Genomic DNA, 25,599 nt, shown 5'->3' on the forward strand with positions numbered 1-25,599 from the left:
TATGCGCGTCCAAGGATGAGATATTTACGCTGTCACTCGACGAAAAATCAGGAAGGACCTAACGGCGAATAGAAAGATCGTATCCGAAGCTTTGGAGTATGACGGTCGCGCGATCGGTCCGAGGGAACGGCGGTTCCGGTCGTCCATTCTGCCGAGACGGGATGCGGCCGGCTGCGACCTCGTACGAGGGTGCGGTACGTCCCATGATTCGAGACGCTCGAAGCCGTTCGCGGTAGCGCAACGAGATGCCTGTCACCTCGCAGCTCGACCGACGTCGGATCGATCGACGATGGAAAGTGTCCAACAGATGCGACTCGGAAATCGATCGTCGCGACCCGAGCCGCCGCGACGGCTCAGGAGCGTTCTCGGCCACGCGGTCATCGCATTCAATCTCGGATGCATCGGCGTCGTCGGGGCGATCCTGATCGGTACTCCATACGCCGGAGTGACGCCGGCGAAGATCGTCGATCGTCAGGAGAAGCTCGGTTTGTTCAATGGCTTTCGCCGTGCACACGCCAAGGGCGTTTGCGTCGAGGGCGTGTTCGTGAACAACGGAACGTTGGCGAGCCGGTCGACGGCGGCTGTCTTCCGTGACGACGAGACGCCCTTCGTCGGTCGCTTCTCCATCGGTGGCAACAATCCGACCGCGCCCGACCTTCGCGCCGGGGTGAGAAGCGTCGCACTCGATTTCAGGCTGTCCAACGGAGAGCGTTGGAGAACCGCGATGAACACGAACCCCGTGCTGCCGGTCCGTGACGTCGAGAGCTTCTACGATCAATTGGCGGCGATGACGCCGGTTCCGGAGACGGGAAAGCCGTCCGCGAATCGTTTGGCCGCGTTCTACGAGGCCCATCCCGAAAGCGTGGCTTTCCGCGATTGGCAGAAGAGCTACAAGCCCACTCCCAGCTTCGCGACGGAAACCTATCACGCCATCAACGCCTTCCTTCTCGTCGATCGAGATGGTCGCGAACGGGCCGTCCGATGGCGCCTCGTTCCAATGGAAGTCGTGCGCGATAACACCTTCGACGATGCCGATGCTTTGCAGCGCGAACTCGCGCGGAGGCTGACCGAAGGACCCGTGGGGTTTCGCCTGGAGTTCGATTTCGCGCGAGAGGGGGATGCCGTCGAGGATCCCAGTCGTCCGTGGTCGGACGACAGGGAACGCTACGACGCTGGGATCGTCGAAATCCGGTCGGCGTCTCCTCAGACCGGTGGATCCTGTGACGGCATCAACTTCGATCCCCTGATTCTGCCGACTGGGATGGAGGCATCGGGCGATCCCATCCTTCGCGCCCGCTCGGCGGCCTATGCGATTTCGCAACGGCGGCGCGGGCTGGAAGCCGCCTTGGATGCCCTTCGGTGACCGTTATCCGCTATTCGCGCGCTCACAGGCTGGTGCATTGGACGACGGCCGCGCTCGTGCTGTCCTTGCTCGGCCTTGGCTTGACCATGATCGACAGCTTGGCGTCCTGGCGATCGACCGGCCTCGTCATACACAAGGCCGGAGGGCTCACGGTCTTCGTTCTGACCGCGTTTCGGCTCGGTTTGCTCGCGACCCGATCCCGGGCCTTGACGCCGCCCCGCCCCAGATCCGTCCAGCACGCAGCCGCCATCGTGACGCATACGCTTCTGTACGTGTTGCTGGTGATCGTGCCGCTCACCGGATGGGCGATGCAAGGCGCCGCCGGAACTCCGATCGTTCTGCCCGGCGGCTACGCGCTACCGCAGATCCTCTCACAGAATATCGTCGTTTACGGTGCCCTCCGAGAGGCTCACGGTGTCCTGACACGCGTATTGTGGACACTGATCCTATTGCATGCCGGTGCGGCGCTTTATCATGGTCTCATCCGGCGAGACGACGTTCTCGAGCGGATGCTTTGAGATCTCACTACCTGGGACGCGGGGCTCTCCGCGTCTCAGGCTGGCGGCTCTTCGCCATTCGGAACCGCGCTCAGGTCCGGACCAGGCGGGTCCGAAGCCCACCTCGCGATCCATCGCCCGGGATTGCCGTCGGTCCCGCCCGCGCGCGGCCGACCGCGACGTATCGTGACGCGATCGTTCCTCGGTCACGGGGCGCGCCGCGCGGCCCCGGAGCGCGCACGTCGATGGAGCGCCTCACGCGTTCCGACGACGCTCTGGACCCGTCAGATCGCGGCCTCCGTGGCGGTATCCGATTTCGACGAGCCGTCGATGCCGACCACGAGGTTGGGGGGGGCGATCGGGGTATCGCGAGCGCCGACCTCGACGATCGAGCCGACCAGGGGCATGTGCACGAAGAGGCCGGCGCAGGCGGCCTCCGTCACGGTCGCTACCGCCCGCGCGTAGGTCGCGAGCTGAGGCGCCGCTCCGATGGCCCTTCGCTCCCACAGGTCCGCGCGGCCGGGAAAGCTCTTGTGATCGATGATCGCGAAGCCGTCGCCCCAATCCACGAGCAGATCGATGCGTCCGACGATCGCCTGTGAGCCGGCGGCGGCGTGGACCGGCACCTCTCGGCGCAGGCGGGCGCCGGGAAAGCGGAGCGCCAGGAAGGACCAGAGTCGATCGGCGGCTTCCAGCAGATCCCTCGGATCGAGATGGCCGGCGACGCGCCATCGCTCCAGCACGCGCGCCGCCTGGGAGCGGCGATGTTCCGGCGAAACTTCCGCCCGATCGACGGCCAGGAAGGCGTGGACGGCCTGTCCCAGAAGGTCCATTTCCGGCTCGCCCGAGAGCGGTAGACGCGCCCCGAGCGAGATGCTCGCGATCGCGGTGTTGATGGTCGGGTCGACGGATCCACTCGGGCGAAGCCGAAGCGGACCACGCTCCGTTCGCGGGCGAGCGATCCCTAGGAACGTCGCGTCGCCTGGCTTCCCGGCGATCGGTTCTGTCGGAATGGCGAGGAGCTCGAAGCGGGCGGGATGCTCGACGCCACCGGCCACGACGGGACGGCCTTCGTGCATGGGCAGGATGATCCGGGGATCCTCCGACGTGTCCAAGACACCGAGCCAAGCGGCGGTCTTCGCGTTTCGCGCGAGAACCAAGTGGTCGCGCGCGCGCGTCGCGCCGACATACAACAGGCGGACGGCCTCGTCGCGAGCCTCGCGGTGGGCGTGCCGTCCGATCGCGCTCGCCGCCGCCGCCGCGTCGAGGTGGACGCCCGCCGCCTGAGCTCCGTATGGCCAGGGCCAGAAGCGGATCCAGCGACCCGCCAAGGGGGTTCGCCAGTCGAGCGTTCCCTCCACCTCGACCACGGGGGCGAACAGGCGGGACCGCGGGCCGTTCTCGAGTTGAGCGAGAACGACGACCGGCCACTCGAGACCTTTCGCCTTGTGGTAGGTCATCACCTGGACGGCGTCCTCGTCGCTGCGCGGGCACGGGACCTTCCGGTCTCGAAGCCACGCCACGAGGCCGCCGAGGGTGGCCGGTAGGCGCAGTCGCGCGCACTCTCCCTCGTAGGAGCAGGCGACGCCACGAAACGCCTCGAGAGCCTTCAGCCGGGCCGCCGCGTGTCCCCAGCGGCAGGCGAGATCCACCACGCCCGTCGACAGGATCACGGCATCGACGATCTCGCATGGGGTCATGCCGAGCTGACGCTCGCGCAGATCCGCGAGCGTCGACGCGAAGGGGAGCGCGGCTCGCAGCGCCGCGTCCGGATCGTCGGCGCCCAACGCCTCGAGCCAGCCACGCGGCTCGTCCTCCCCACCCACGAGGCGAACGAGTTCGGCGAGGGAGAGGCGATCGCCCGGGTCGGCCGTCCAGCGCAACGCCGCCATCGCGAGTTCGACCTCCGGGGTCGCGAACAGATCGCCGCGCTCGACCGCGACCCGGACCCCGCGCTCGGTGAGGGCGGAGGCGAGATCCTCCACGTCGGCGTTGCCGCGGCAGAGGACGGCGATGTCGGAGGCTCGCAGGTCGCGCGCGACACGGTCCGAACCCGAGCGAACCGGCCAGCGCGACGGGTCGGCCAAGGCCGCTGCGATGCCGCCGGCGAGGCTCGCGCTCCGATCCGCCTTTGTCTTTCCGTTCGCGTGCCAGACGGTCAGGGGCGGGCGCGACAGGTCGGCGGCGTCACCCACGCAGTCCGTGAACCGCGAGGCCTCCTCTGGAAGGCCCATGCGTTCGAACGCGGGGAGGAAGGCGTCGTTGACGAAGGCACAGATGCCCGGCCGGCTCCGCCACGACTTCGACAGAACGGTCGAGGAGCCGCCGGTGCCGGCCGCGATGCCGCGCGCGGCCGCGAGCGTGAGGTTCGCGTCGGTGTTACGGAATCCGTAGATCGCCTGCTTCGGATCGCCGACCCAGACGCTGTGCGTGGCGATGCGCGCGAGTTCCGAGAAGATGGCGACCTGCAGCGGGCTCGCGTCCTGCACCTCGTCGATCAGCACGACGGCGATGTTCTCGCGAAGCCGTTCCTGGGTTTCAGGGCGCCGCAGGATTTCCAGAGCGAGCGCTTCCTGATCGGTGAAGTCGAGAAGCCCGCGCTCGGCCTTGTAGGCTTGGAAGGCGGCGGTGGCTCGGGCGGCGCAGTCGAAGACGAGACGGATGAACTGGTCGAGGTCGCCCCGCAGGCGCGGATGACGCGGATGCGCCGCCGCCGCGCGCGCGACGTCGATGAAGAAGGGCGCGTCTGCCTTGGACGTGTTCGGCTTGCTCAGCTTGGCCCAGAGCGACCATGGCGGGAGTTCGCCCCGGTCGAACAGGCCGGCGGCGACCTTTACCGCGCTCGCGGCCTTGGCTCCCTCGCCTTTGAGAGACCGGCCGTCCAAGGCCTCTCGCGCCTCGCGAACGGCCTCGCGGAGAGCCGCGTCCAGGACCGCGTCCGACAGATCCGGATCCGCCTCCGGAAGAAGGGCGAGCAGACTGTCGCACGACCGATCCGCCGAGCGGTTCAGGTCCGTCGGGTCGATCCCGTTGGCGCGAGCCAGTTCGATGACGCGTCGAACGAGGACGCGCCAGTCCGTGTCCTGATCGGACAGGCCCAGGCGCTCTGCGAGCGCGTTCAGCGCCGGCGCGAAACGGGTCAGCGTGTCGTCGGCGGCGGTCGCGAAGAGCAGGGCAGCGCTGTCGTCGGGAACGACTTCGCCTCCGGGTGGGCGACCCAGGTCGAACGCGAAGTCCTCGACCAGGCGTCCGCAGACCGCGTTGACCGTGCCCATGCGCGCGCCGAGCAGCGCGATGGCATCCTCGCTCCGACCCTGATCGATCAGGTGCGCGCGCGCGCGCTCGACGAGTTCCTCGGCGGCCTTCTTCGTGAACGTCGTGGCGAGGATGCGGTCCGGCACGATGCCGGCGTCGAGGAACCGCGTGAGCTGGCCGACCAGGGTCGTGGTCTTGCCGGTGCCGGCCGAGGCCAGAGTGGTATCGACGCGATTGAGGGGAAGCGCGCTCATGGGGGCCTTATCCTACGGTCACGGAACGGCAGAGGCGGGTCATGTCGCAGTACGCGCAGACCCTGGGATTGGGCGCGAAGGCGAGATCCTCGGGGAGATGTTCGTCCGCGCCGGAGACGCCCGCCGCGATCCCACGTCCGGATCCGGCCAGCCGCGTGAGCCGGTCGCCGTCCCGCGCGATGGCGTCCCACGTATCCGCCAAGCCCCGCGAGACGGCGACTTCCTCGTGGGCGAGCGGTGAGCCTGCCTCGGCGAGCAGGCGCCGCTGGCGCAGCAGGAAGTACCCGGCCGCCGCCCCGGTCCCCGCAGGTTCGACGAGACGGCTGTACGTGGCGAGTTGGATCGCCCGCCCGTCCGCGAGTTTGGCGTGATGCGCGTTCGCTCCGTTCTCCGTCCATTTCAGATCGACGATGGCTCGCTCGCCGTCCGGACCACGCACCACGAGATCGATCCGGCTGGCGACTTTCACGACACCGAAGTCGTGCTCGTGCTCGACTTCCAATCCATCGACCGCGAAGCGTCCCCGCGCCAGGATGGCCGAGAGGCTCGCCAACGCGTCCGGCACCCGTTGGCGCGCGAAGGCCAACTCACGGGCGTACCCCGGAAGAAGCAGTGGCGCCGCGATCCGTGGCAGGAGATCGTCCAGCGCCGTCACCGCGCGGGTTCTCACGACTTCGGCGTCCGGGATCTCGCCGGGCCGGAAGGCGGCCTGCGCGACGGCGTGCGCGAGATTGCCGAAGAGGCGCTCGGGCTTCGGGATCTCGCGCCCGCCCGCGGCCTTCAGGCCCGCGACGTGACGCAGGACCCAGCGCAACTGGCAGGTGAGAAGATCCTCGAGAGACGTCGCGCTCTCGCGCCGCTCGACATCGCGGGCGCGCGTCGCGAGGCTGGGTGGCAGATCCCAGGCGGATCGCGCCCGGGGAAGGTCGATGGTGACGTTCGACGCGCGCACCACCTCCCGTGCGGCCATGGGGACGCGCTCCTCGACGAAGAGACGCTCGGCGACGAACCGAACCGATGCCGCGTTCGACGGCTGATCGAACAGGGGGTGCAGTTGTTGGCTGAAGGGATGCGGCGGTGGCGCCGTCCCACGATCCGAAGCTGAGCGGACGAGCACGAGGGAGCGCGCGTTCGACGCCGCAGCCCGCCAATGCGCCGCCTCCCGCCGGCTCGCCGCTTGGGGGCGCTCCGGACAGCAGTCGGCCGCAGTGAGCGCGCCGCGCTCTCGCTCGCTCCAGGGAAAGCGCTGCGCGGAGGACCCGGTGCCGTCGAACCCCCACCAGACCACCCGGTGCGCGGTGCCCCAGAGAGCGCCCGGGTTGGCGATGGCGCGTACCCGTCCCTCCTGCGCGTGGCAGCTCGGGTCCGGCAGGCCGTCCGCGACGGCTTGGTCGATCATCCGGTCGATCTGTAGCGCGGTGACCGGTGAGTGTCCGAGAGCGTCCAACGCGGTGATCAGCGCGCGGGCCGCGCCGACGACGCACAGCAGCAGGGGATCGCGTCGTCCGGCGTCGAGTTCCACCGCCCAGTCGAGAACGCGTCGGCAGAGCGCGATCGCGTCCGGCGCGGCCATGCCCGTCGTCCGATCGTACTGGCCGAGGCTCGTCCAGGCTCGCCAGCGTGCGAGTGTTCGATCGACCCGCGCCGCCGCGCGCCCTGGCGTGTCGTCGGCGTCCCGCGAGACTTCGTCACGCAGCCGCGCCTCGATGCGTTCCCAGGCGCGTCGCCAAGCGGACCCGCCGATGCCAGGTTCCTCGGCGAGCGCGCGCGCCAGTATTCGGGCCGCCCAACGGGGGATGGGCGGTCGAGGCAGAAGCAGGAGTTCGGACAGCTTGGCCGGATCCATCGGTGTCCAAGCCACTGCGAAGCTGAGCGACAGGACCTGGAGAGCTCCCCGGTAGGAGGACGATGGCGAGAGCCCCAGCCGAGGCAGGCCGCGCCGGACGAGCGCCTGATCGAGAAGCGCGCTGTCGCCATCGGGCACGATCACCACCGTGTCGCCCGGCGCGTCCGCCTCGATCTCGGAGGCCAGCCACTCGGCGACGCATTCGGCGGCGGAGGTGGCGGACGCCGCCGAGACGTCACAGACCGTTCCGTCTCCGGCCAGCGGCGTCCGTTGTCCCGTGAGCAGGAACAGGTGCAGTCGACCGATATCGGAGTCGACGTCGGCCGGCGCGGGCGTCGCCGCGGGTCGCGCGATCGTCCCGGCGCCCTCGAGGGTTCGGACGAGCCTGCGCCAGCCGGGCGCGAGCGCCTCGATATCCTCGACGCATTCGAGAAGATCGACGTCGACGGGGCCGCCCGTCTCGATCGCCGTGATCACCTCGCGCAGGAGATCGGCCCGCCCGCCGGGGAGCTCGGGTCCGGCGCGCTCGGCGGCGGCGAGGTCGGCGAGGCGCGCGGGAGGATCGAAGAGGCGGTCGGGAGTCCAACCGGCCTCGATCAGCGCGTCCCGCCAGGACAGAAGCTGTCGGGCCGTCGCCCAGCCGTCCGCCGCGAGAGAAGCCGTCCAGAACCGTGGTGTGTCGCGAGCCGCGGCTTCCAACTTCCTTTGCCAGGTCGCGATGCGGACGACCGGGGGGATCTGCGGACCGCCGAGACCGAGGCGCGTCGCCAGAATGTCGAGAAGCCCGGCCGGTCCGACGACGGCCCCGTCGATACAACCCGTCGAGCCGCCGGGATGCTCGGGATAGGCACGACCGTCGGCGGTCGTCGCGAAGACGAGGTGCATGCGCGCTCCATTCCCAGGGGGGCGACCTCAAATAGGGCACGCCAGGTGAGGGCACGGATCAGATGCAATCTACGGTTAATGAAACGTTGCGCCTCGAGGCTTGTGCACAGCGAGCGTGATACGCGGACGGATACCGGAGGCCGGGGACCGGTACTCACTTCAGCTTGACGGTTGCCGCCAGCTGTCTGTTAACGTCTGGTTGCGGTCAGGGGTGCTTCCCCCTCCGGGGCAACCGGACGCGATCGACGAGCTGCGGGGTGCCTCATGGCGCGGCGGAAAGCGAAGGGCGGCACGGGCGCTTGGATCGTCCTCGCGGGGTTGACGATCCCGGCGCTCGGCGTCGGTGCTCATGCCGTCGGTGACGCTTGGCCATATGTGCTGATGGGACTGGGCGGTGTCGGATGCGTCTGGGGGCTCGCGCGACGGAAGGCCGAGGCTGCCTCGGCGGCGGTGTTGCCGCTTCAGAGCCCCCTGGCGCCAATCGATCTGGAGACGATGCGCCGTTCCGCGAGTTTCGTCTCCAAGCCATCACAACCCGCGACGGTCGAGCGTGAGCCTGACTTCGGTGTGTTGAAAAGTGCCATGCCGGGCGCGGCGGCGAGCGCTGCGCCGACGGTGCCGCTCGCGCAGGAGCCGGAATTTCACATCACGGCCATCGTCGAACAGGCCTCCGTCGCTCCGCCTCGAACGGAGCGGCGCAAACCTGGCCCCTCTTACGGAACGGCTCGCTGGATCCCAACGGGCGAGCCCGTGACGATCCACGATCTGACGATCTCGTCCGGCCTCATCTACGTCGGGGCCAAGCTCGGCGACGATCCCTGGCGGTCGGAGAACTGCCTGATCGATCCGAGCCTTCCAGTCGCTCGCGCCGGAAAGGGTTCGACGGACGGCATGCCGTATTGGGCACGCTACGACGCCGTAACACCCGCGATCCGGCGCGCCTATCTCGATTGGCTCGCTGCGGACCGTACCGCTGCGGACGTCCAGATCGGACTGGTCTTCCTCTTCTTCTATGGCCTCGAATATCGGCTGTTCAAGGAAGCCGTCCTGTCCGACGGGCCCCTGATCGTCGCCGAGGTGGAGCGTCTGCGCGCGCGACACGGAGAGAACTCGTCCTTCCAGGGCTATGCGAACCGCTTTCTGGAGGCGGCCCGCCTCGTCCTTCCGGGCGTGTCCGAGACGCGCCCGGACATCGTACTCGATCAGCCTATCCGGAACTTCGAGTTGCCTCTCGACGTCCGGGTCTGGCTCGGTCGCAAGCTCGCCGCCGGCGAAACCCTGGATGCCGACGACGCGCTGCTGTGGCTGGCCACGCTGCCCGATCGCGGCTTCCGGACACCCGTCACGCGCTGCCCGGAAATCTTTCGCTCCCTCTGGCGCCTTCGGTTCGCCGAGCGGTATCCGGCCGGGCTCAAGGTCAATCCACCCAAAAGCCGCCTCAAGGCGACGTATCGCGCCGCGAGCGGCACCTTCGAGGTGCCGCTGCGGAGCGCGCACCCGGATCTGCCCGATATCGGATCCCTGACCGGCCCGGTCAGGAAGCTCCGTGACCTCGTCGAGGCCTGCACGGCGGAGCTCGACGGATACAGTCGCTTCATCGGCAGGCGTCCCGACGCGCGATCCGGAATCGAGGCGGCTCTCCTCCTGCCGGACGATCTCGCCGTGGCGGGTACGGCTTGGGAGCTCGTGCGGGCGCGCGTCGACACCCTGATGGCGGACCGGGAAATCGCTTCCGTCCGGCTTTCCGAGCTCTTCACGATCGCGGGATTGTCGCTCCTGTCGGTCGGACGTGTGCCGCAAGCGCCGATGCTGCAACTCGCGCAGGTTCTCGATCGCATCGACGTCGCGTTCGAACCCGATCGCCGCTTCGGTGGTCCGCTCCCGGACGCCTCGTCGATCGTCTGCCTCTTCCGCGGCGCCAAGGGCGCGCCAGTCGACAGCGAGCGACCGGAATACCGGACGTATCGCGATCTGATCGACATCGCCTGTCTCGCCGCGGCAGCGGACGGAGCCGTCGAGCCGGCGGAAACCGAAACCGTGCTCGCGACCTTGCGCGCCTCGACGGCTCTGCTGCCGATGGAGCAGGCTCGCTTGGCGGCGTACGCGCTGTCGATCGCCCAGGATCCGCCGAAGTGGCAGGCCGTGCTGAAGCGAGCCGCCGCTCGCTCCGAGGCCGAGCGCCAGGGCTTCGCCGACGCGGCCCTGGCCGCGGTCATGGCCGACGGCCATGCGACACCTGCGGAGGTGAAGTTCCTGGAGCGGCTGCACAAGGCGCTCGACCTACCGACGGACGCGATCTACGCCGGCATCCATCGAGGCGGCGGGCCGACTGCCGATACGGATAACGGCGCGACCGCGCGACCCCGAGCTTTCCCGAACGTCTCGCAGGCGCCGTCCGGCGCCGTCACGATCGACATCGCGCGTCTGGAGCGGATCCGACGCGAGACGCAGGCCGTATCGAGTCTCCTCTCGGACATCTTCATCGACGACACCTCATCCGTCGTACCCGCTCTCGCGCCGACGGACGCTTCGACGCCTGTCGTGCCTGACCCGGAAGACCATCTCTCGGCTCCCGGGACGTTCCAGGGCCTCGATCCCGCCCATGCGGAGCTTCTCGCCAACCTCCTGGTCCTGGCGGAGCCCATCGGCCGCGAGGTCTTCGAGCGAGAGGCGCGCCTCCGCCGGCTTTTGCCGGACGGTGCTATGGAGACCATCAACGAGTGGTCCTTCGACCGCTTCGGCGACGCTCTTCTCGAGGGCGAGGAAGACCTCTGCGTGGCCGCCCACTTACGCGATCAACTCATCGAACTCGAAGCCGCCGCCTGATCCATGCCACCGACCCCCGTGATCCGACCTCGCGACCGCGACACCATCCTCCAGGCCCTGTCCGCCGGCGTCGTCCCGCGCTCGGGTCTGCGTCATATCCAGGTCGGACGCGCGGCCGAAATCGGAGCCCTGGTGCGTGATATCGATCGCATCGGCGACGCCGGCGCAGCGATCCGGTTCGTGATCGGCGAGTACGGCGCCGGGAAGACCTTCTTCCTCAACCTGGTCCGCCTCATCGCCCTCGAACGCAAGCTCGTGACGGTCCATGCGGATCTCGCTCCCGATCGACGCATCCACGCGACGAGCGGACAAGCGCGCGGCCTCTACGCCGAGGCCCTGCGTAACATGGCGACGCGGACCAAGCCGGATGGTGGCGCGCTCGGCAGCGTGGTCGAGCGCTTCGTGACCGACGCCGTAAAGGAAGCGCAGCAAGCGCGCGAAGCCGTCGAGCACGCTATCGACCGCCGGCTCGCGCCTCTGCAGGAAGAGGTCGGAGGCTACGACTACGCCGTCGTTCTCAAGGCCTATTGGCGAGGGAGCGAGGACGGCAACGAGGCCTTGAAGGCCGCCGCATTGCGCTGGCTTCGCGGGGAGTATTCGACCCGCACGGAGGCGCGACAAGCGCTCGGCGTTCGCACGATCATCGACGACGACACCGTCTACGACGCGCTCAAGTTGCTCGCGGCGTTCGTTCGATTGGCCGGCTACGGCGGTCTGTTCGTCGTCTTCGACGAGCTCGTCAACCTGTACAAGCTTCAGAGCGCGCAGGCGCGCAATCAGAATTTCGAGCAGATCCTGCGCATCCTGAACGACGTGCTCCAGGGCAACGTTCGCGGGCTCGGTTTCGCCCTCGGAGGCACACCCGAGTTTCTGCTCGACACCCGGCGTGGCCTCTACAGCTATCAGGCCCTCCAGAGTCGCCTCGCCGAGAACAGCTTCGCCAGAGGCGGGCTGGTCGACCTCTCGGGGCCGGTGATCCGGCTGCAGAATCTCACGCCGGAGGACATGCTGATCCTGCTGACGAATATCCGGACGGTGTTCGCTTCGGGTGACACCGCGAAGCATCTCGTCCCCGACGAGGCGCTCGCCAGCTTCATGGAGCATTGCAACCGCCGCATCGGCGAGGCCTACTTCCGCACCCCGCGCAACACGATCCGTGCCTTCGTGCAACTGCTCGCGGTGCTGGAGCAGAACCCGACAGCCGATTGGCGAAACCTGCTGGGTGAGGTCGAGGTCGGCGCGGACGGACCCGGCGATGCCGATGGGGGGGACGCCGCCCCCGATTCGACGACAGGCCGTGACGATGATCTCGTCGACCTCCGTCTCTGATACGCGGCCGCGGGACGCGTTCGATCGCTTGGCCCCGGCCGTTCGCTCCTGGATCCGAGAGCAGGGGTGGGACGGGCTCCGGGACATCCAGACACAGGCGACCTTCGCCATATTGGACGAGGATCGGGACGTCCTGATCGCCGCAGCGACGGCCGCCGGCAAGACCGAGGCGGCCTTTCTGCCCGTCCTCACCAAGGTCGCCGGACGTGCCGAGCCTGGTCTGTCCGTCCTCTACGTCAGTCCGCTCAAGGCGCTGATCAACGATCAGCACCGGCGTTTGGACCAGCTCTGCGAGCGCATGGAGATCCCCCTCGTGCGCTGGCACGGCGACGCTCCTGCGTCCGCCAAGGCGCGGATGCTGAAGCGACCCTCCGGGATCGCACTGATCACGCCGGAGTCGATCGAGGCGCTCTTCATCCGCAAACCCGCCGAGGCCCGACGGCTCCTCGGTCGTCTCGACGCCATCTTGATCGACGAGTTGCACGCGTTCCTGGCCGGCGCGCGAGGTTTGCATCTCGCTTCGCTGCTGAAGCGCATCGATGCCATCGCCGGACGTCGCGCGCGCCGGATCGGACTATCGGCGACGATCGGCGATCCCGAGATGGCCGCGGCGTGGCTGTGCCCGCGCGAGCCCGCCCAGGTTCTCAGGCTTTCCTCGGACGCGACCGGAATGGACTTGCGTCTGCAGATCCGGGGTTATCTGGAGCCCTCGCGTCCAGCCGCCTCGGATCGGAGATCGAGCGCCACGGATGGCGAACTCGCACCCGCGCTCGCGGGGATCACCGACCATCTGTTCGAGACCCTGCGTGGCGAGAACAACCTCGTGTTCGGTGGCTCTCGGCAAACGGTCGAGACAGTGGCGGATCAGCTGCGGCTGAAGGCCGAGCGGGCTTGCGCGCCGAACGAGTTCTTCCCTCACCACGGCAATCTCTCGAAGGAGCTGCGCGAGGAACTGGAAGTGCGCCTGAAGGACGGAAGCCTTCCGACCACGGCCGTCTGCACGTCGACCTTGGAGCTCGGTATCGACATCGGGTCCGTGCGATCCGTCGCGCTGATCGGGGCGCCGCGCTCTCTGGCGTCCCTACGTCAGAGGTTGGGACGCAGCGGCAGGCGGCGTGGCGTGCCGGCCATTCTTCGCGTGTATGTCCGGGAAGCCCCCGTGGAGAAGGCTAACAGCCTCCGAGACGTGTTGCGCCTCGACACCGTGCGATCGGTCGCGGCGATCCGCCTCCTCGGCGAACGCTTCGTGGAGCCACCGCCCGCGAGCGATCCCGCGTTGGCGACGGCGCTGCTCCATCAGACGCTCTCGATCATCGCGGAGCGCGGCGGCGCGCGCGCCGATACGATCTTCGGACTACTCGGAGGCTCTGGACCGTACGCCTCTGTCACGTCGGCGGACTTCGTCGAGCTGCTTCGTGGCGCCGCTCACGAGCGAGTCGGCCTCATCGAGCAGGCCCCCGATGGAACGCTGCTGTTGGGAGAGCGCGGCGAGCACCTGGTGCAATCGCGCGAGTTCTACGCGCTCTTCGAGAGCGAGGCGGAGTGGCGCCTGCTCCACGGAGGGCGGCCGCTGGGGACGATACCGCTCGGCAACGTCATCACCGTCGGCGGCCTCGTCGTTTTCGCCGGGCGCCGGTGGTCCGTCGAGGCGGTCGACGAGCGTGCCCGTGTCTTGCAGGTGGCTCCCCATAGCGGTGGCACGCTCCCGAAATTCGAAGGCGCCAGCGTGGAGCCGGCCCACGACCGGTTGGTGGCCGAAATGCGCCGCGTCCTCAAGACCGATGCCGCACCGCCACCCTATCTCGATCCGCACGCGGCCGCGTTCGTCACGGAGGGCCGGGACGCCTACAAGCGCCTCGGTTTGAATCGGATGCCCCTTCTCGACACCGGCCAGGACGTCCACCTGATGGCATGGCGTGGAGATATCGCATGTGGTGTCCTCGCGGCGGCCTTCACGTCGCTCGGCTTCCAAGCCGAGCCGAACGATGTCGGCGTGACGCTGCTGAAAGCCGATTCGATGTCGGTCCGCTCGGGGCTGGCAAGGATCGCGCGGTTCGAAACGGCCGATCTGGAGCGTCTCGCCGCGCAAGTGCGGGATCCGCGCTCGGCGAAGCTCGATGCCTACGTGCCGGAGGCGATCCTGCGACGGTTCTGGTGCCGCCGCCACGCCGCGGAAGTCGCCGATGTTCCGAGAATGGCCGCCCTCCTGGCGACCCACCGAGTCGCGGGCGCCCTACCGGAAGCATCCGCCTTGATCCCGGACGGGTATGCATAGAGCTGTCGATGCCGCGGGATCCTGTCGCAACGCGTCCCGCGGACTGTATGGTTGGTAACCGGCACCTTTCGGGTCGGTCGTCACGGCGAACAGGATGATGCATCTCAGGCCAATCCCCTGTCCGAATCCCGAATGCGGGAAGTCCCTTTCCTTCGCCGCGACGACATGCGTCGAGTGCGGGCATCAGGCCGTGGGCTATCCGAACGTACGGTACGCGAACGATCCCGCGGAAGTGGCCGCGCTCGACACGCGTGTTCGGGAAGCGTTCGAGGAAGCCGATAGGGGCGGCAGCGCCGACCGGCTCGCGAGATTTCGGGAGGTCGCGAAGACGACCTGCGCCGTGACCGTCATGAGCATCACGGATATGCGGATGCTCCTGAGTGAAAATCGATTGTGGGTGAGCTTCTACAAGCAAGTCAACGGAGCGGGAAGTCGTCAGTCCGAATGGAACAAGTGGGACTTTTCGCGGGGAAGCAACGATCAGAAGGTAAATCCGCAGTACTCCGATCACATCAACTATGCGGCGTTGTCGCTCGGAGATTTCGGGGCCGGCTGGTATGGCGGATGCCATGCGAAGCTGGTCGGCGATCGGATATCGACGCGAGCCAGCGTGTTCTGGGAGAATCCGTTCGTGTTCCTGAAGAACACGCACGTACCTCCCGACGCGTTGGTTCCGCCTGGTTACCGAGCCTCGTGGGAGCGCCGATCCGATTTGGCTGTCGCGAAGTTGCACCCGAAAATCGGTTCGAGCACTGCGGAGGCCGAGTTTCCAGGCATCGTGCTGGAGCATGATCCCAGCCGGGGCGATACCGACTTCATCGAGGTGCACATCTATGGAGCTGTCGGTCAGTCGGCGATTGCGCAGGTCAGCGTGGACACCTCGCGCATGGACGAGGATGACGCGCTGGAATGGTCGAGCCTGAAGCGCCGGCTGGATGCGGCCGGCATACTGGTTAGGGATGTCGCCAATGCTTGAGCGTAATCTCATATCCGGGCATCTCGGCTTGTTGGCTGCGCCCGAGGGCGACGGCGTGGCTCTCTACAAGGTCGACGGATCCAAGGTTCCCGATGTCTCGACGCGGGAGGCGCTGAGGATCTTCCGGTCCGCCGACGACGTGATTGAGGCGCCGATCGGCGATTTGTCCGACAGTCTGAGGGTTCTGGCGTGCGAACATGCCAAGAAGCGCGCGCTCCGCATGGTCCTGCTGATCCTCGATAAGGACGAGGACACCCGAATCATGGATCGGGCCGCCCGGAGATTCGAGGAACTCGTCCAAAGCCCGGAAGTCTCCGTGTTCGTCAAGAACCGTCTGTATTCCCAGGTTCTGCCGAGCGATGCAGAGCATGAACGCGTTCGAAGCGCCGTCCGGGATTTGCGAGCCGCCTCTCTCATCATCGACGCGGTGTTTCGGTCGCAAGATAGGATTCGCATTCATAGATCGGCGTTCGATGCGGCGGTTGTCGATGCGCCTCCGGATATGGAGAACGCAACTCTCCGACGCGCGGTCGAGAAGGGCATCTTCCGCAAGCTCGTCGAAGAGGGGCGAGCGGCGTCGCGTCGTGTGCTTGACCAGTTTCGGCAGGAAAACTCAGACATCGCTAGTATTGACGTGACCTCCGACCGATGGTTCAGGAACATTGATGTGCTGGATGTCGCCCTTCGTGGCCATCGGCGGATCGACGTTTCCGAGGCCGACGCGACAAGCGAAACCGAACTTCGACGCGGCCTGGAGGCTGGAGCCGGCACTTGGGCGGTGTCGATGCGGCAATTGCTGGAGGCCGGCGCGCACTTCGGAAAACGAGCTCACAGCTGGAATCCGAAGATGCAGCCTTACATCTTCGGCACCCGCAACGACATCCACATCATCGACCTGGCCCAGACGGCGCCTGCGATGCATCGGGCTCTCCAGGCCGTCAGCGACACCGTGGCCCGCGGCGGTCGCGTGCTGTTCGTCGGCACGAAGCGCCAAGCCGCCGACACGATCGCCGACGCCGCCAAGCGCTCGGCCCAGTACTACGTCAACTCCCGCTGGCTCGGCGGCATGCTGACTAACTGGAAGACCATCTCGGGCTCGATCGCGCGCCTGCGCGAGGTCTCCGAGACGCTCGAGACCGGCGGCTCCGGCCTCACCGGGGAGGAGCGCCTGATGCTGTCCCGTGAGAAGGACAAGCTTGAGAAGGCGCTCGGCGGCATCAAGGACATGGGCGGCGTGCCGGACCTGCTGTTCGTGATCGACACCAACAAGGAGCGAGTGGCGATCAGGGAGGCGAACCGCCTCAACATTCCGGTGGCCGCTATCGTCGACACCAACTGCAACCCGGACGGCATCACCCACATCGTCCCGGCCAGCGCGAACGCTGGACGCGCCATCGCGCTCTACTGCGATCTCATCGCCCGCGCTGCGATCGACGGCATCTGGCGCGCCCAGGGCTGGTTGGGGAGCGACCCTGGCGCCTCCGAGGAGCCGATGGCCGAGGAGCTGCCGGCCAGCGAGGAGTTCCCAGTCACCTTCTCGTTCGACCGAGCCGGCAAAATGCTGCCTGCCCAGTCGACCGCGCGCTTCGAGCTGCTCGCCGCCCCACGCGGCGCGCCCGACGATCTGACCAAGATCGACGGCATCGGTCCGCAGATCGCGCGGAGGCTCAACGACGCCGGCATCTACCACTACTGGCAGATCGCCGCGATGACCGAGGACGACGTCGCCGAGCTCGGTCACGACCTCGCCGGCCGCATGGCCCGCGACGATTGGGGCGAGGCTTCGAGGGGCCTGCTGCACGAATCCATACGCGGAGCGGCGACGGGCTGAGCGGGCGAACTCGGCGGAGTCGGCGGCATCGGCCGGTAATCCTCAAGGCGGCTTGGCATCGGTTCGCGACGATCCTGACCGACAACGTCACGACGCCGCCTGCTTCAGCAGACGGCGTCGTGACGCTGTTGTTGACGATCTTGAGGATCCCGAGAGCGGCGTCCGTGACGCTGAGGCCGCGCGGTTTCGCGACCTTCTCCTCAATCGCCTTATGGGCGAGATCGGGGTCGAGCCTCAGGTCGCCGCCGAGCGCCAACTCCGGTCGAGCCGGCCCAGCACCACCTGCAGGTCCGGCACTGTTGGCTTCTCGCCTCCGCGGCCGTAGCAAGCCGGTTCCAGCGACGAGCCGGCCGAGCGAGGACCGACGTGGATACCTCCCTCCGCGTCGATGTGGGTGACCGAGCCGCCGCCGGTGCCGATCGTCACAATTTCCACCTTGGCCCAGAGGGCCTGCATGCCCTCTACGACGCCAACCGACTGATTTCTCAACGTCGTCCAAGTCTTGCGATGGAAGACGCTCTTGCAGAATTCGAGCGTCAGTTCGGTACTTGTGGCGTCGATGTCATCGCGAATTTTAGCCATATCCGAAATTTCCTCCGCCCGATGGATCTAGCCTTCTCAAGCCTCCTGTATTGCGCCGTCGGTCGACAGGTCGGATCGGCGGCTCTCGGGCACAGGATCGGCATCCGCGTGAAAGAGACGGCCGGCGGTTTCGGGCGTCAGGAGTGCTACGATCAAGGCTAGGCCTGCCACTGCGGTGATGTAAATCGCCGGCGCCAAGCGGTCTCCGCTCGCCGCGATCAGCAGAGTCGCGACGAACGGAGCCGTTCCGCCGAAGACGGCGTAGGCGATGTTGTAGGTGATTGCCGAAGCCGTGTAGCGCACTCTGGTCGGGAATGCCTCGCAGAGCAGCACGGCCGTCACGACGTTTGCGGCGACGGCGCCGACGGATAGCAGGATCTGGGCGGAGAGCGCGGATCCGAGTGTGCCGTTCGAAGCGAGGATGTACGCGGGAACCGAGAGGCCGCCGAGCAGTAGCGCGGAGGCGACCATCGTCGGCCGGCGTCCGACCCGGTCGCAGATTCGGCCGAGGAATGGGGCCAGCGCGGCTGCGAATGTCAGTGCCAGGACGTTCGAGAGTAGGACTTGCGCAGGCTGCATTCCCACGACGGTTCTTAGGAACGTGGTCATATAAGTGGAGAAGATGTAGAAGGACAATGCCGTTAGGCTGATGTAGGCGCCCAAACGCAGCATGGGGACGCACTGCTCGCGCATGGTCTGGCGCAGAGGAGCGTGGGCGGTCGCCGGACCGTCGAGTACCTTCTGGAACAGCGGGCTCTCGTCCAGACGGCGGCGGATGTAGACCGCGACGAGGCCGAGCGGAGCCGCGAGCAGAAAGGGCACGCGCCAGCCCCAGGCGTTCATCTCCTCGTTCGACAAACCGACGGTCAGCAGGTAGGAGACGAGTCCGGCGAGGGCGAAGGAAGCGAACGTAGCCGCCGGCATCCAGCTCGAGTAACGCGAGCGCTGATCGTCAGGCGCGTGCTCGATGACGTACGTGACCGCGCCCGCGTACTCACCGCCAGCCGAGAAGCCCTGAAGACAGCGGGCGAGGGTGAGTAGGATCGGTGCCCAGATGCCGATGGCATGGTAGTTGGGCAGGAGCCCGATCGCTGCAGTCGCGATCGACATCAGGAGTACGGTGAGCGCCAGCACCTTTTTGCGCCCCAGACGATCGCCCATCACGCCGAAATAGGCGCCCCCGAAGGGACGAAGCGCGAAGGCGACCGCGAAGATCGCGAAGGTCTGGAGCAAGCCCGCGACGCGGTCGCCCTCGGGAAAGAACGTAACGGCGATGACTGGCGCCATGAAACCGTAGATCGCGAAATCGAACCATTCGATCACCGTTCCCGCGACCGCGGCCATCGTGATCTTGCGTAGGGTCGCGGGTTCTACCGCGGATGCATCCGTCGTGTGCTCTGACATTGGGGCGCTCCTCTTCCTAAGTGACCCGGCGCCTCTCTTGTCGGAGCGCTCTGGGAGACGCGGAGCGGTGCGCCGCTCCGCGGAGATCGCTCGGGCCTACTCGGCCGCCTGGGCCATTCCGGCCGCCTTCGAGACCGAATTCAGGTAGGCGACGCACTCGTCGACCGTATGGACGTCGCCGAACTTCGCGTCGATGTCGAACAGGTTCCACGCCACCGCGCCCGGCACGCGGTCGCCGATCGCCTCCTTGACCGCGATGGTGCGGAAGCCGTCGGCCAGTCCGTCGCAGATCGTCTGCCGCACGCAGGCGCAGGCGGTAACCCCGGTGACGAGGATGGTGTCGACGTTGTTCGCCCGCAGGATGCCGGCGAGTTCCGTACCGTGGAACGAGGAAGCGCGCTTCTTCAGAAGCGTGTACTCACCCTCGACCGGTGCGATGCGACTGTCGATCGCCCACAGATCCTTGTCGGCGAGATTGACGACGTCGACCGGGATCTTGTTGTGCCAGAGGCCCATGTCGGTGAAGGCCGCGTTGCGATCGGTGATCTCGTAGGCGGTGGTGACGTGAACCACCGGGTGCCCGTTCGCCCGGCAGGCGGCCAGGAGTTTCTGCATGCCCGGAATGATCTCGTTGTCCATCTTCTCCTGGTCGCAGGTGAAGGGATTGCCGGGACGCGTCCAGGCGTTGGCGAGGTCGACGCTGACCAGCGCCGGACGCTTGCCGAAGCCGACGCGGCGCTGGAAGCCGCGCTCTTGGTAGAGCTTGGTCGCCTCGGCGAACGCTTGATTCAGAAGCGAATCGAGTTCCTTGTTGGTCGCATCGGACATGAGCTGCTCCCTTGCCGACGACCACGCGCCGGCCGCATCGCGGGTTGAAGGATCGGAGACGCTGCGGAACCGCACGCCCCGTTTCCCTGATGCCATCGTCGGTTGGAGCTATCCCGACTTGAATTGCCGATCGCGCATCTATTATTGCGTCTTACGCATCGGCTAGACATGACGCGATGAAGAACCCGGCAGGCCTCGATCTTCTCCATTCGTTCCTCGTGGTCGCCGACGAGCTGAACTTCCGTCGCAGCGCCCAACGGCTCAACCTCGACCAGTCCGCCCTGACTCGACGCATACAGAAACTCGAGCAGACCGTTGGTTTCCGGCTGCTCGAGCGGACGACCCGTGAGGTTCTGCTGACCGCCGCGGGCAGGCGCTTCTATGACGACAACCTCCCGCTGCTGCGGCGTTATACGGAGTCTGTCGAGACTGCTCGTGGCATTGCCGAGGGGCGGACAGGGATGGTACGCGTGGCCTACATGGCCTTCGCCGCGACCGAACTGATGCCGTGCGCCGTCGCGCGCTTCAGGCAATTGCACCCCCAGATCGAGATAAGACTGCAGTACATCCGGACACAGGGGCAAAAGCTCGCTCTGGCGGCGGACGAGATCGACGTCGGCTACATGATCGGTCCCTTCGATCATTCGGAGTACCATTCCGCCCGCCTCGCTCGTGATCCTCTTTATCTCGTCGCTCCCCGAAATCATGATCTCTTGCGTGGCGAAAGTCTTCGTCCGGCCGATCTCAAGGAGGCGCGCCTGATCCTCGGTGACATGTCCGAATGGGGCGAATACCGTTGGCGCTTGGCGGATCTGTTCCAAGGTGAGGGTGTCGTGCCGCAGATCCACTTGGAGGCATCGAACACACTTGCGCTCATCGGCCTCGTGGCCGCAGGTCTTGGCGTGACGATCTATCCCGAAAGCCTGATCGGCCTGCTCGGGTCGAACGTCGAGGTTCGCCCGATCGAGCATCCCGATTTTCACAGCGAAACCGTTCTCGTCTGGAAGCGTATCAACCGGTCGGGCCCGACGCAGCGTTTCATCGAAGTCGCGACGAAGCAGCCGAGCCCGGACCAGCATGCGCACAGGCGGTCCTCAGACCGAGGGTGATAGGACGACTGGCGCCCGGTCCGAATCAATGCCGGAACCGCACGATGCGGAGATCAGATCCGTGCATCCTTAGCGGTCGGAGATCAGGATCGAATTTCGCCGGACCTGCAGTCAGGTTCCCAGGCGACATGGCCGCCCTCTGGAGTTGCCCCGAAGTGCGTGATCACTGTGGTAGACGATCTCGAAGGCATCGGGTCAGCTTACAGCTGCGGTGCCTTGGGTAGACGACCGACGCGGGACGCGAGGACAATGCCCCGGCGCTAGGATATGACCTCCGCGTCGGCCTGTGATCGAAAGGATGCGAATCCACCTAGCCACATGATCGGATGACATTTAAGTTGGTGTACAAGCGCCTTCGTCAAACCTCATCCGAATCTGGTAAGGCGAAAATTTCCGAAGAGCGACCGTCCGCGCGCAGGGCTGCCATCATATCTTCAGGTTTAATCTTAAGTGTCAGATTATTGGAGAGAGGATGGACGTCGATATGTTCTTCCAGAAGTAGTCTGTCCTGAACGAAGATCTTTACGGCGCCCGGTGCGGAGTTCATGGCGGCGAACGGCGAGACGGCGCCGCTCTCCACGCCAAGGTGCTCCCGCAATGCCTCCGTACTGGCGAAGGACAGTCCGCCGCGCGCCCCGAGGACGGAACGGAGCGCCTTGAGGTCGATCCGTGCGTCGTGACGGAGCGTAACGAGATAATGGGCCTTCTTGCCATCTCGCAGGAACAGGTTCTTGGTATGCGTTCCTCCGATGTCGCCGCAGGTGGCCATCATCTCGTCCACGGTCAGAACGGCCGGGTGCTCGAAGAGTTCGTATGCGATGCCGCACTCGTTCAACCGGGCGATGAGCTCATTCGGATCCATCGGCATGGAACATTCTCCTGGCGTTCGTATCGACGGACCTCGAAGACCCGTGTTTCCATCGGATTTCGACCCGTCCGTCCCTCGTTCTCAGCATTCCGGCAGGTTCACGGCGAGGCCGCCCAAACTGGTTTCCTTGAACTTCGCGCTCATCTCCTCGCCGGTCTGGCGCATCGCGGCGATGCAGTTGTCCAATGGCATGAAGTGCGTGCCGTCCCCCCGCAGGGCTAGCGAGGCGGCCGCCACCGCCTTGGTGGCACCGATGCCGTTGCGCTCGATGCAAGGTACCTGCACGAGGCCGGCGACTGGGTCGCAGGTCATGCCGAGATGATGCTCCAGGGCGATTTCGGCGGCGTTCTCGACCTGGGCCGGTGTCCCGCCGAGCACGGCGCACAGGCCGGCGGCCGCCATCGCGCTGGCCGAGCCGACTTCTCCCTGGCAGCCCGCCTCCGCCCCGGAGATGGAGGCGTTATGCTTGATCAGTCCGCCGATGGCGGCTGCGGTGAGCAGGAACTCGGGGATCCGGGCCGCGTCCGCACCGACGCAGTGGTCGAGGTAGTACCGGGCGACTGCCGGCACCACGCCTGCGGCCCCGTTGGTCGGGGCGGTGACGACCCTGCCGCCGGCCGCGTTCTCCTCGTTGACCGCCATGGCATACACGTTGAGCCAGTCGGACATCACGTGCGGCTGCGCCGTGTTCGAGCCGTGCTCGCGCTCGAGCTGCTCGCGTATGCGCTTCGCACGCCGCTTCACGCGCAGTCCCCCAGGCAGTTCCCCGTCCCGCGAGAGCCCGCGCTCGACGCAGCCGTTCATGGTCCGCCAGATCCGGGCGATGCCGGCATCGACTTCGGCCTCCAGGCGGCCGACTGCCTCGTTCGCCCGTTTCATCGCGGCGATCGACAGACCGCTCTCGCGTGCCATCCGCAGCATGGCGGCCGAGCTTTCAAACGGATACGGCCAGAGGATCGGGTCGACCGCTACGGAGGAGGGCGGCTCGTCGGCCGCGCGCTGCGCCGCCGTGACCACGAAGCCGCCGCCGATCGAGTAGTAGGTCTCGGAGAGGACGGAGCCGCCGGCGGCGTCGAGTGCGGTGACGATCATCCCGTTGGCGTGCCCTGGAAGTGGCGGTCCGTAATCGAACACGACGTCGGCCGCCGGATCGAAGGCGATCTCCGGCAGCTCCGCCGGCCGCAGGGTCCGGCGCTTGGCCAGCTCCGCGAGGCCGCGCTCGGCCGCGTCCATCTCAATCTCGGCCGGCCGGAACCCGAGGAGCCCGAGCACCACCGCCCGGTCGGTTGCGTGCCCCCGGCCCGTGAAGGCGAGCGAGCCGTGCAGGCTCACCCGGATCGCGGCCGCGCGGCGGCCCGCCTCATGAGCGCGCAGGAGATCGAGGAAGTCGGCCGCCGCTGTCATCGGCCCCATCGTGTGGGACGAGGAGGGGCCGATCCCCGGTTTGAAGACATCGAATACGCTGAGAAACATCGCACACCGTTCGCCGCCGCGACGTGATCCGATCCTGGCCGGACACGGCCCTGTTCGTGAAGCCTCGGGCTGTCGGCTCAGAGGCCGGAACTCCGCCGGTAGATCGGGAAGCGACGGCAAAGGCCGCGCACTTCTTGGAGGACGTCGGCCTCGACGGCCGGATCGCCCTCCGATCCGGCCGAGGCAAGCGCGCGCACGACCTTCAGGACCAAGTCGCCGACCGCCGCGAATTCGGTCTCGCCGAAGCCGCGCGTCGTTCCGGCCGCGGTTCCGAGACGGATGCCCGAGGTCACGGCAGGCTTCTCCGGGTCGAAGGGAATCGCGTTCTTGTTGCAGGTCAAGCCGGCCCGCTCAAGGGCACGCTCGGCGTCTCGTCCCGTTACGCCCAACGGTCTGAGATCGACCAGCACCATGTGACAGTCGGTGCCGCCCGAGACGATATCGAGGCCACCTGCCGTCAGCACGCGGCCGAGCCTTCGAGCATTGGCGATCACCGCTGCGGCGTAGGCACGAAATTCCGGTCGCAGGGCCTCGCCGAAGGCCACCGCCTTGGCGGCGATGACGTGCATTAGCGGGCCGCCTTGGTTGCCGGGGAAGACCGCGGAGTTGATCTTCTTGGCCAAAGCCGCGTCGTTCGTCAGGATCATGCCGCCGCGTGGTCCCCGCAGGGTCTTGTGGGTGGTGGTGGTGACGACGTGAGCGTGAGGCAGCGGATCGGGGTAGAGCTTGGTCGCGATCAGGCCGGCATAATGCGCCATGTCCACCATGAGGTGCGCGCCGACCTCATCGGCGATCTGGCGGAAGGCACGGAAGTCGATGCTGCGCGGATAGGCCGAGGCGCCGGCCACGATCAGCTTCGGTCGTGTCTCGCGCGCCCGCCGCCGCAGGACGTCGTAGTCGATCCGGTGGTCGGTCTCGCGCACGCCATAGCTCGCGACGTCGAACCACTTGCCCGACATGGTAACCGGCGAACCGTGGGTGAGATGGCCGCCATGGGCCAGCGACATGCCGAGGATGCGCTCGCTCGGCTGCAGCAGAGCTAAGAAGACCGCCTGATTGGCCTGCGCGCCCGAATGCGGCTGGACGTTGACGAAGCTCGCGCCGAACAGGGCCTTTGCCCGCTCGATCGCCAGGGTCTCGACGGTGTCGACATGTTCGCAGCCACCGTAGTAGCGCCGGCCCGGATAGCCCTCGGCGTACTTGTTGGTCAGCACCGAGCCCTGCGCGCGGAGCACGTCCGCCGAAACGATGTTTTCGGAAGCGATCAGCTCGATGCGTTCGGTCTGGCGCTCGAATTCCCGGCCGATCGCATTGGCGATCTCGGTATCGGCGAACGGGGTGTCGAAGTCGAAGCTGATCACGGGAGCGTCCGGCGCGGTGCGGTTGTTCGGAAGTGACCCAGTCGACCGCTCCGATCGGAGGCGGGGCGGGGCCGCGGTCAGATGTCGAGTCCGATCTCTCGCGAGACTGCCGCGAGCAGGGTCCAGACATGGTCGGCGAAGGATTGCCAGACCTCAATGCGGTAGTGCTCCGCGTCGTGCTTGATCAGCACGGCCTGAGCCTTGTCGAGGATTGTGCGCGTGGCCGAGCCCGTCGGCATCGCGTCCAGGTCGAGCGCGCAAAGGGAGGACAGGGCGAGCGTCGCCGCAGGTCCCTCCACCGCGATGCCGACTTCCCTGTGACCGACGTCCACGAGGCTGAACGGGGCGCCAAGCGCCGCCGACAGGCGTTCGCCCGCGGTCCGGGCCACATCCTCGGGCAGCAGGAGGTACCACTCGTCCGGGCCGAGGCAGACGGCGAAGCTCTCGCTCGCCGCGTCCAGCCCGCCGATCCGCTCAGGCAGCGCGACGCCGAGAACGGTCTCGGCCGCCGCGCGGTCTCTGGGCCGCAGCCGCAGGACGAGACGGCCGCAGTCCGGCGCCAGCGTCACCGTGAGGCGGCCGGCCGCACCGGGGATCGCATTGCCGCGGAGGGTCTTCCATTCTTGGATCATGTTCG

Annotated in this window: 17 protein-coding genes; 8 read left to right on the forward strand and 9 right to left on the reverse strand. The window is 67.0% G+C overall.

The window, feature by feature from the left end; translation table 11 throughout:
- The first annotated feature begins 289 nt into the window (after positions 1-289).
- Together DK427_RS04440 and DK427_RS04445 are read left to right on the forward strand one after the other, a co-directional pair.
- A complete protein-coding gene (locus DK427_RS04440) occupies positions 290-1,363 on the forward strand; it encodes a catalase family peroxidase (RefSeq protein WP_109950215.1) in 1,074 nt (357 codons plus the stop codon).
- Positions 1,360-1,881: a cytochrome b gene (locus DK427_RS04445; RefSeq protein WP_162559661.1), complete on the forward strand. Its 522-nt coding sequence runs from the start codon at positions 1,360-1,362 to the stop codon at positions 1,879-1,881. The genes DK427_RS04440 and DK427_RS04445 overlap by 4 nt, the downstream gene beginning before the upstream one ends.
- A 263-nt stretch (positions 1,882-2,144) precedes the next feature.
- Here DK427_RS04445 and DK427_RS04450 read toward each other — a convergent pair whose 3' ends face one another.
- Positions 2,145-5,369: a UvrD-helicase domain-containing protein gene (locus tag DK427_RS04450; RefSeq protein WP_109950217.1), complete on the reverse strand. Its 3,225-nt coding sequence runs from the start codon at positions 5,367-5,369 to the stop codon at positions 2,145-2,147.
- A gap of 7 nt (positions 5,370-5,376) precedes the next feature.
- Positions 5,377-8,100 (reverse strand): PD-(D/E)XK nuclease family protein, encoded by a 2,724-nt coding sequence (locus DK427_RS04455; RefSeq protein ID WP_109950218.1) that lies wholly within the window; start codon positions 8,098-8,100, stop codon positions 5,377-5,379.
- Between the two features lie 264 nt (positions 8,101-8,364).
- On the opposite strand from DK427_RS04455, the gene DK427_RS04460 reads away from it, so the two are divergent.
- The 5 genes from DK427_RS04460 (at position 8,365) to DK427_RS04480 (ending at position 17,337) form a co-directional block, all read left to right on the forward strand.
- Positions 8,365-10,926, forward strand: a complete 2,562-nt coding sequence (locus DK427_RS04460) for a tellurite resistance TerB family protein (protein WP_109950219.1) — start codon at positions 8,365-8,367, stop codon at positions 10,924-10,926.
- A gap of 3 nt (positions 10,927-10,929) precedes the next feature.
- Positions 10,930-12,255 (forward strand): ATP-binding protein, encoded by a 1,326-nt coding sequence (locus DK427_RS04465; protein ID WP_109950220.1) that lies wholly within the window; start codon positions 10,930-10,932, stop codon positions 12,253-12,255.
- Positions 12,230-14,530 carry a DEAD/DEAH box helicase gene (locus tag DK427_RS04470; RefSeq protein WP_109950221.1) on the forward strand — a complete coding sequence of 767 codons (2,301 nt, stop codon included), beginning with the start codon at positions 12,230-12,232 and terminating at the stop codon, positions 14,528-14,530. Before DK427_RS04465 ends, DK427_RS04470 begins: the two co-directional genes overlap by 26 nt.
- A gap of 232 nt (positions 14,531-14,762) precedes the next feature.
- Positions 14,763-15,506 (forward strand): hypothetical protein, encoded by a 744-nt coding sequence (locus tag DK427_RS04475; RefSeq protein ID WP_109950222.1) that lies wholly within the window; start codon positions 14,763-14,765, stop codon positions 15,504-15,506.
- Between the two features lie 784 nt (positions 15,507-16,290).
- The gene (locus DK427_RS04480) at positions 16,291-17,337 is read left to right on the forward strand and encodes a 30S ribosomal protein S2 (protein WP_109954000.1); all 1,047 of its coding nucleotides are present in this window, start codon (positions 16,291-16,293) and stop codon (positions 17,335-17,337) included.
- A 234-nt stretch (positions 17,338-17,571) separates the two neighbouring features.
- Here the strand turns inward: DK427_RS04480 and DK427_RS04485 are convergent, their stop codons facing one another.
- The 3 genes from DK427_RS04485 to DK427_RS04495 all read right to left on the reverse strand — a co-directional run bounded on the left by DK427_RS04485 (position 17,572) and on the right by DK427_RS04495 (position 20,151).
- Positions 17,572-17,919: a hydantoinase/oxoprolinase family protein gene (locus DK427_RS04485; RefSeq protein ID WP_204165265.1), complete on the reverse strand. Its 348-nt coding sequence runs from the start codon at positions 17,917-17,919 to the stop codon at positions 17,572-17,574.
- A gap of 36 nt (positions 17,920-17,955) precedes the next feature.
- Positions 17,956-19,323 carry an MFS transporter gene (locus DK427_RS04490; protein ID WP_109950223.1) on the reverse strand — a complete coding sequence of 456 codons (1,368 nt, stop codon included), beginning with the start codon at positions 19,321-19,323 and terminating at the stop codon, positions 17,956-17,958.
- Positions 19,324-19,419: 96 nt separating this feature from the next.
- Positions 19,420-20,151: an isochorismatase family protein gene (locus DK427_RS04495; protein ID WP_109950224.1), complete on the reverse strand. Its 732-nt coding sequence runs from the start codon at positions 20,149-20,151 to the stop codon at positions 19,420-19,422.
- A 176-nt stretch (positions 20,152-20,327) separates the two neighbouring features.
- On the opposite strand from DK427_RS04495, the gene DK427_RS04500 reads away from it, so the two are divergent.
- The gene (locus DK427_RS04500; protein ID WP_109950225.1) at positions 20,328-21,260 is read left to right on the forward strand and encodes a LysR family transcriptional regulator; all 933 of its coding nucleotides are present in this window, start codon (positions 20,328-20,330) and stop codon (positions 21,258-21,260) included.
- Positions 21,261-21,618: 358 nt separating this feature from the next.
- Here the strand turns inward: DK427_RS04500 and DK427_RS04505 are convergent, their stop codons facing one another.
- The 4 genes from DK427_RS04505 to DK427_RS04520 all read right to left on the reverse strand — a co-directional run bounded on the left by DK427_RS04505 (position 21,619) and on the right by DK427_RS04520 (position 25,594).
- Positions 21,619-22,128 (reverse strand): prolyl-tRNA synthetase associated domain-containing protein, encoded by a 510-nt coding sequence (locus DK427_RS04505; RefSeq protein ID WP_109950226.1) that lies wholly within the window; start codon positions 22,126-22,128, stop codon positions 21,619-21,621.
- Positions 22,129-22,209: 81 nt separating this feature from the next.
- On the reverse strand, positions 22,210-23,601 hold the full coding sequence (locus DK427_RS04510) for an L-serine ammonia-lyase (protein WP_109950227.1): 1,392 nt from the start codon (positions 23,599-23,601) through the stop codon (positions 22,210-22,212).
- Positions 23,602-23,678: 77 nt separating this feature from the next.
- Positions 23,679-24,962 carry a serine hydroxymethyltransferase gene (gene glyA / locus DK427_RS04515; protein WP_109950228.1) on the reverse strand — a complete coding sequence of 428 codons (1,284 nt, stop codon included), beginning with the start codon at positions 24,960-24,962 and terminating at the stop codon, positions 23,679-23,681.
- Between the two features lie 77 nt (positions 24,963-25,039).
- On the reverse strand, positions 25,040-25,594 hold the full coding sequence (locus tag DK427_RS04520) for a sarcosine oxidase subunit gamma (RefSeq protein WP_109950229.1): 555 nt from the start codon (positions 25,592-25,594) through the stop codon (positions 25,040-25,042).
- Positions 25,595-25,599: the final 5 nt, after the last annotated feature.

The organism is Methylobacterium radiodurans, from assembly GCF_003173735.1.
GTDB lineage: Bacteria > Pseudomonadota > Alphaproteobacteria > Rhizobiales > Beijerinckiaceae > Methylobacterium > Methylobacterium radiodurans.

Excerpts from the sequence above, each read along its gene's own strand:
- DK427_RS04440 (WP_109950215.1), top strand. The coding sequence starts at position 290 with ATGGAAAGTGTCCAACAGATGCGACTCGGAAATCGATCGTCGCGACCC.
- DK427_RS04450 (WP_109950217.1), bottom strand. The coding sequence starts at position 5,369 with ATGAGCGCGCTTCCCCTCAATCGCGTCGATACCACTCTGGCCTCGGCC.
- DK427_RS04455 (WP_109950218.1), bottom strand. The coding sequence starts at position 8,100 with ATGCACCTCGTCTTCGCGACGACCGCCGACGGTCGTGCCTATCCCGAG.
- DK427_RS04460 (WP_109950219.1), top strand. The coding sequence starts at position 8,365 with ATGGCGCGGCGGAAAGCGAAGGGCGGCACGGGCGCTTGGATCGTCCTC.
- DK427_RS04465 (WP_109950220.1), top strand. The coding sequence starts at position 10,930 with ATGCCACCGACCCCCGTGATCCGACCTCGCGACCGCGACACCATCCTC.
- DK427_RS04470 (WP_109950221.1), top strand. The coding sequence starts at position 12,230 with ATGATCTCGTCGACCTCCGTCTCTGATACGCGGCCGCGGGACGCGTTC.
- DK427_RS04480 (WP_109954000.1), top strand. The coding sequence starts at position 16,291 with ATGCGGCAATTGCTGGAGGCCGGCGCGCACTTCGGAAAACGAGCTCAC.
- DK427_RS04485 (WP_204165265.1), bottom strand. The coding sequence starts at position 17,919 with ATGGCTAAAATTCGCGATGACATCGACGCCACAAGTACCGAACTGACG.
- DK427_RS04490 (WP_109950223.1), bottom strand. The coding sequence starts at position 19,323 with ATGTCAGAGCACACGACGGATGCATCCGCGGTAGAACCCGCGACCCTA.
- DK427_RS04495 (WP_109950224.1), bottom strand. The coding sequence starts at position 20,151 with ATGTCCGATGCGACCAACAAGGAACTCGATTCGCTTCTGAATCAAGCG.
- DK427_RS04500 (WP_109950225.1), top strand. The coding sequence starts at position 20,328 with ATGAAGAACCCGGCAGGCCTCGATCTTCTCCATTCGTTCCTCGTGGTC.
- DK427_RS04505 (WP_109950226.1), bottom strand. The coding sequence starts at position 22,128 with ATGCCGATGGATCCGAATGAGCTCATCGCCCGGTTGAACGAGTGCGGC.
- DK427_RS04510 (WP_109950227.1), bottom strand. The coding sequence starts at position 23,601 with ATGTTTCTCAGCGTATTCGATGTCTTCAAACCGGGGATCGGCCCCTCC.
- DK427_RS04520 (WP_109950229.1), bottom strand. The coding sequence starts at position 25,594 with ATGATCCAAGAATGGAAGACCCTCCGCGGCAATGCGATCCCCGGTGCG.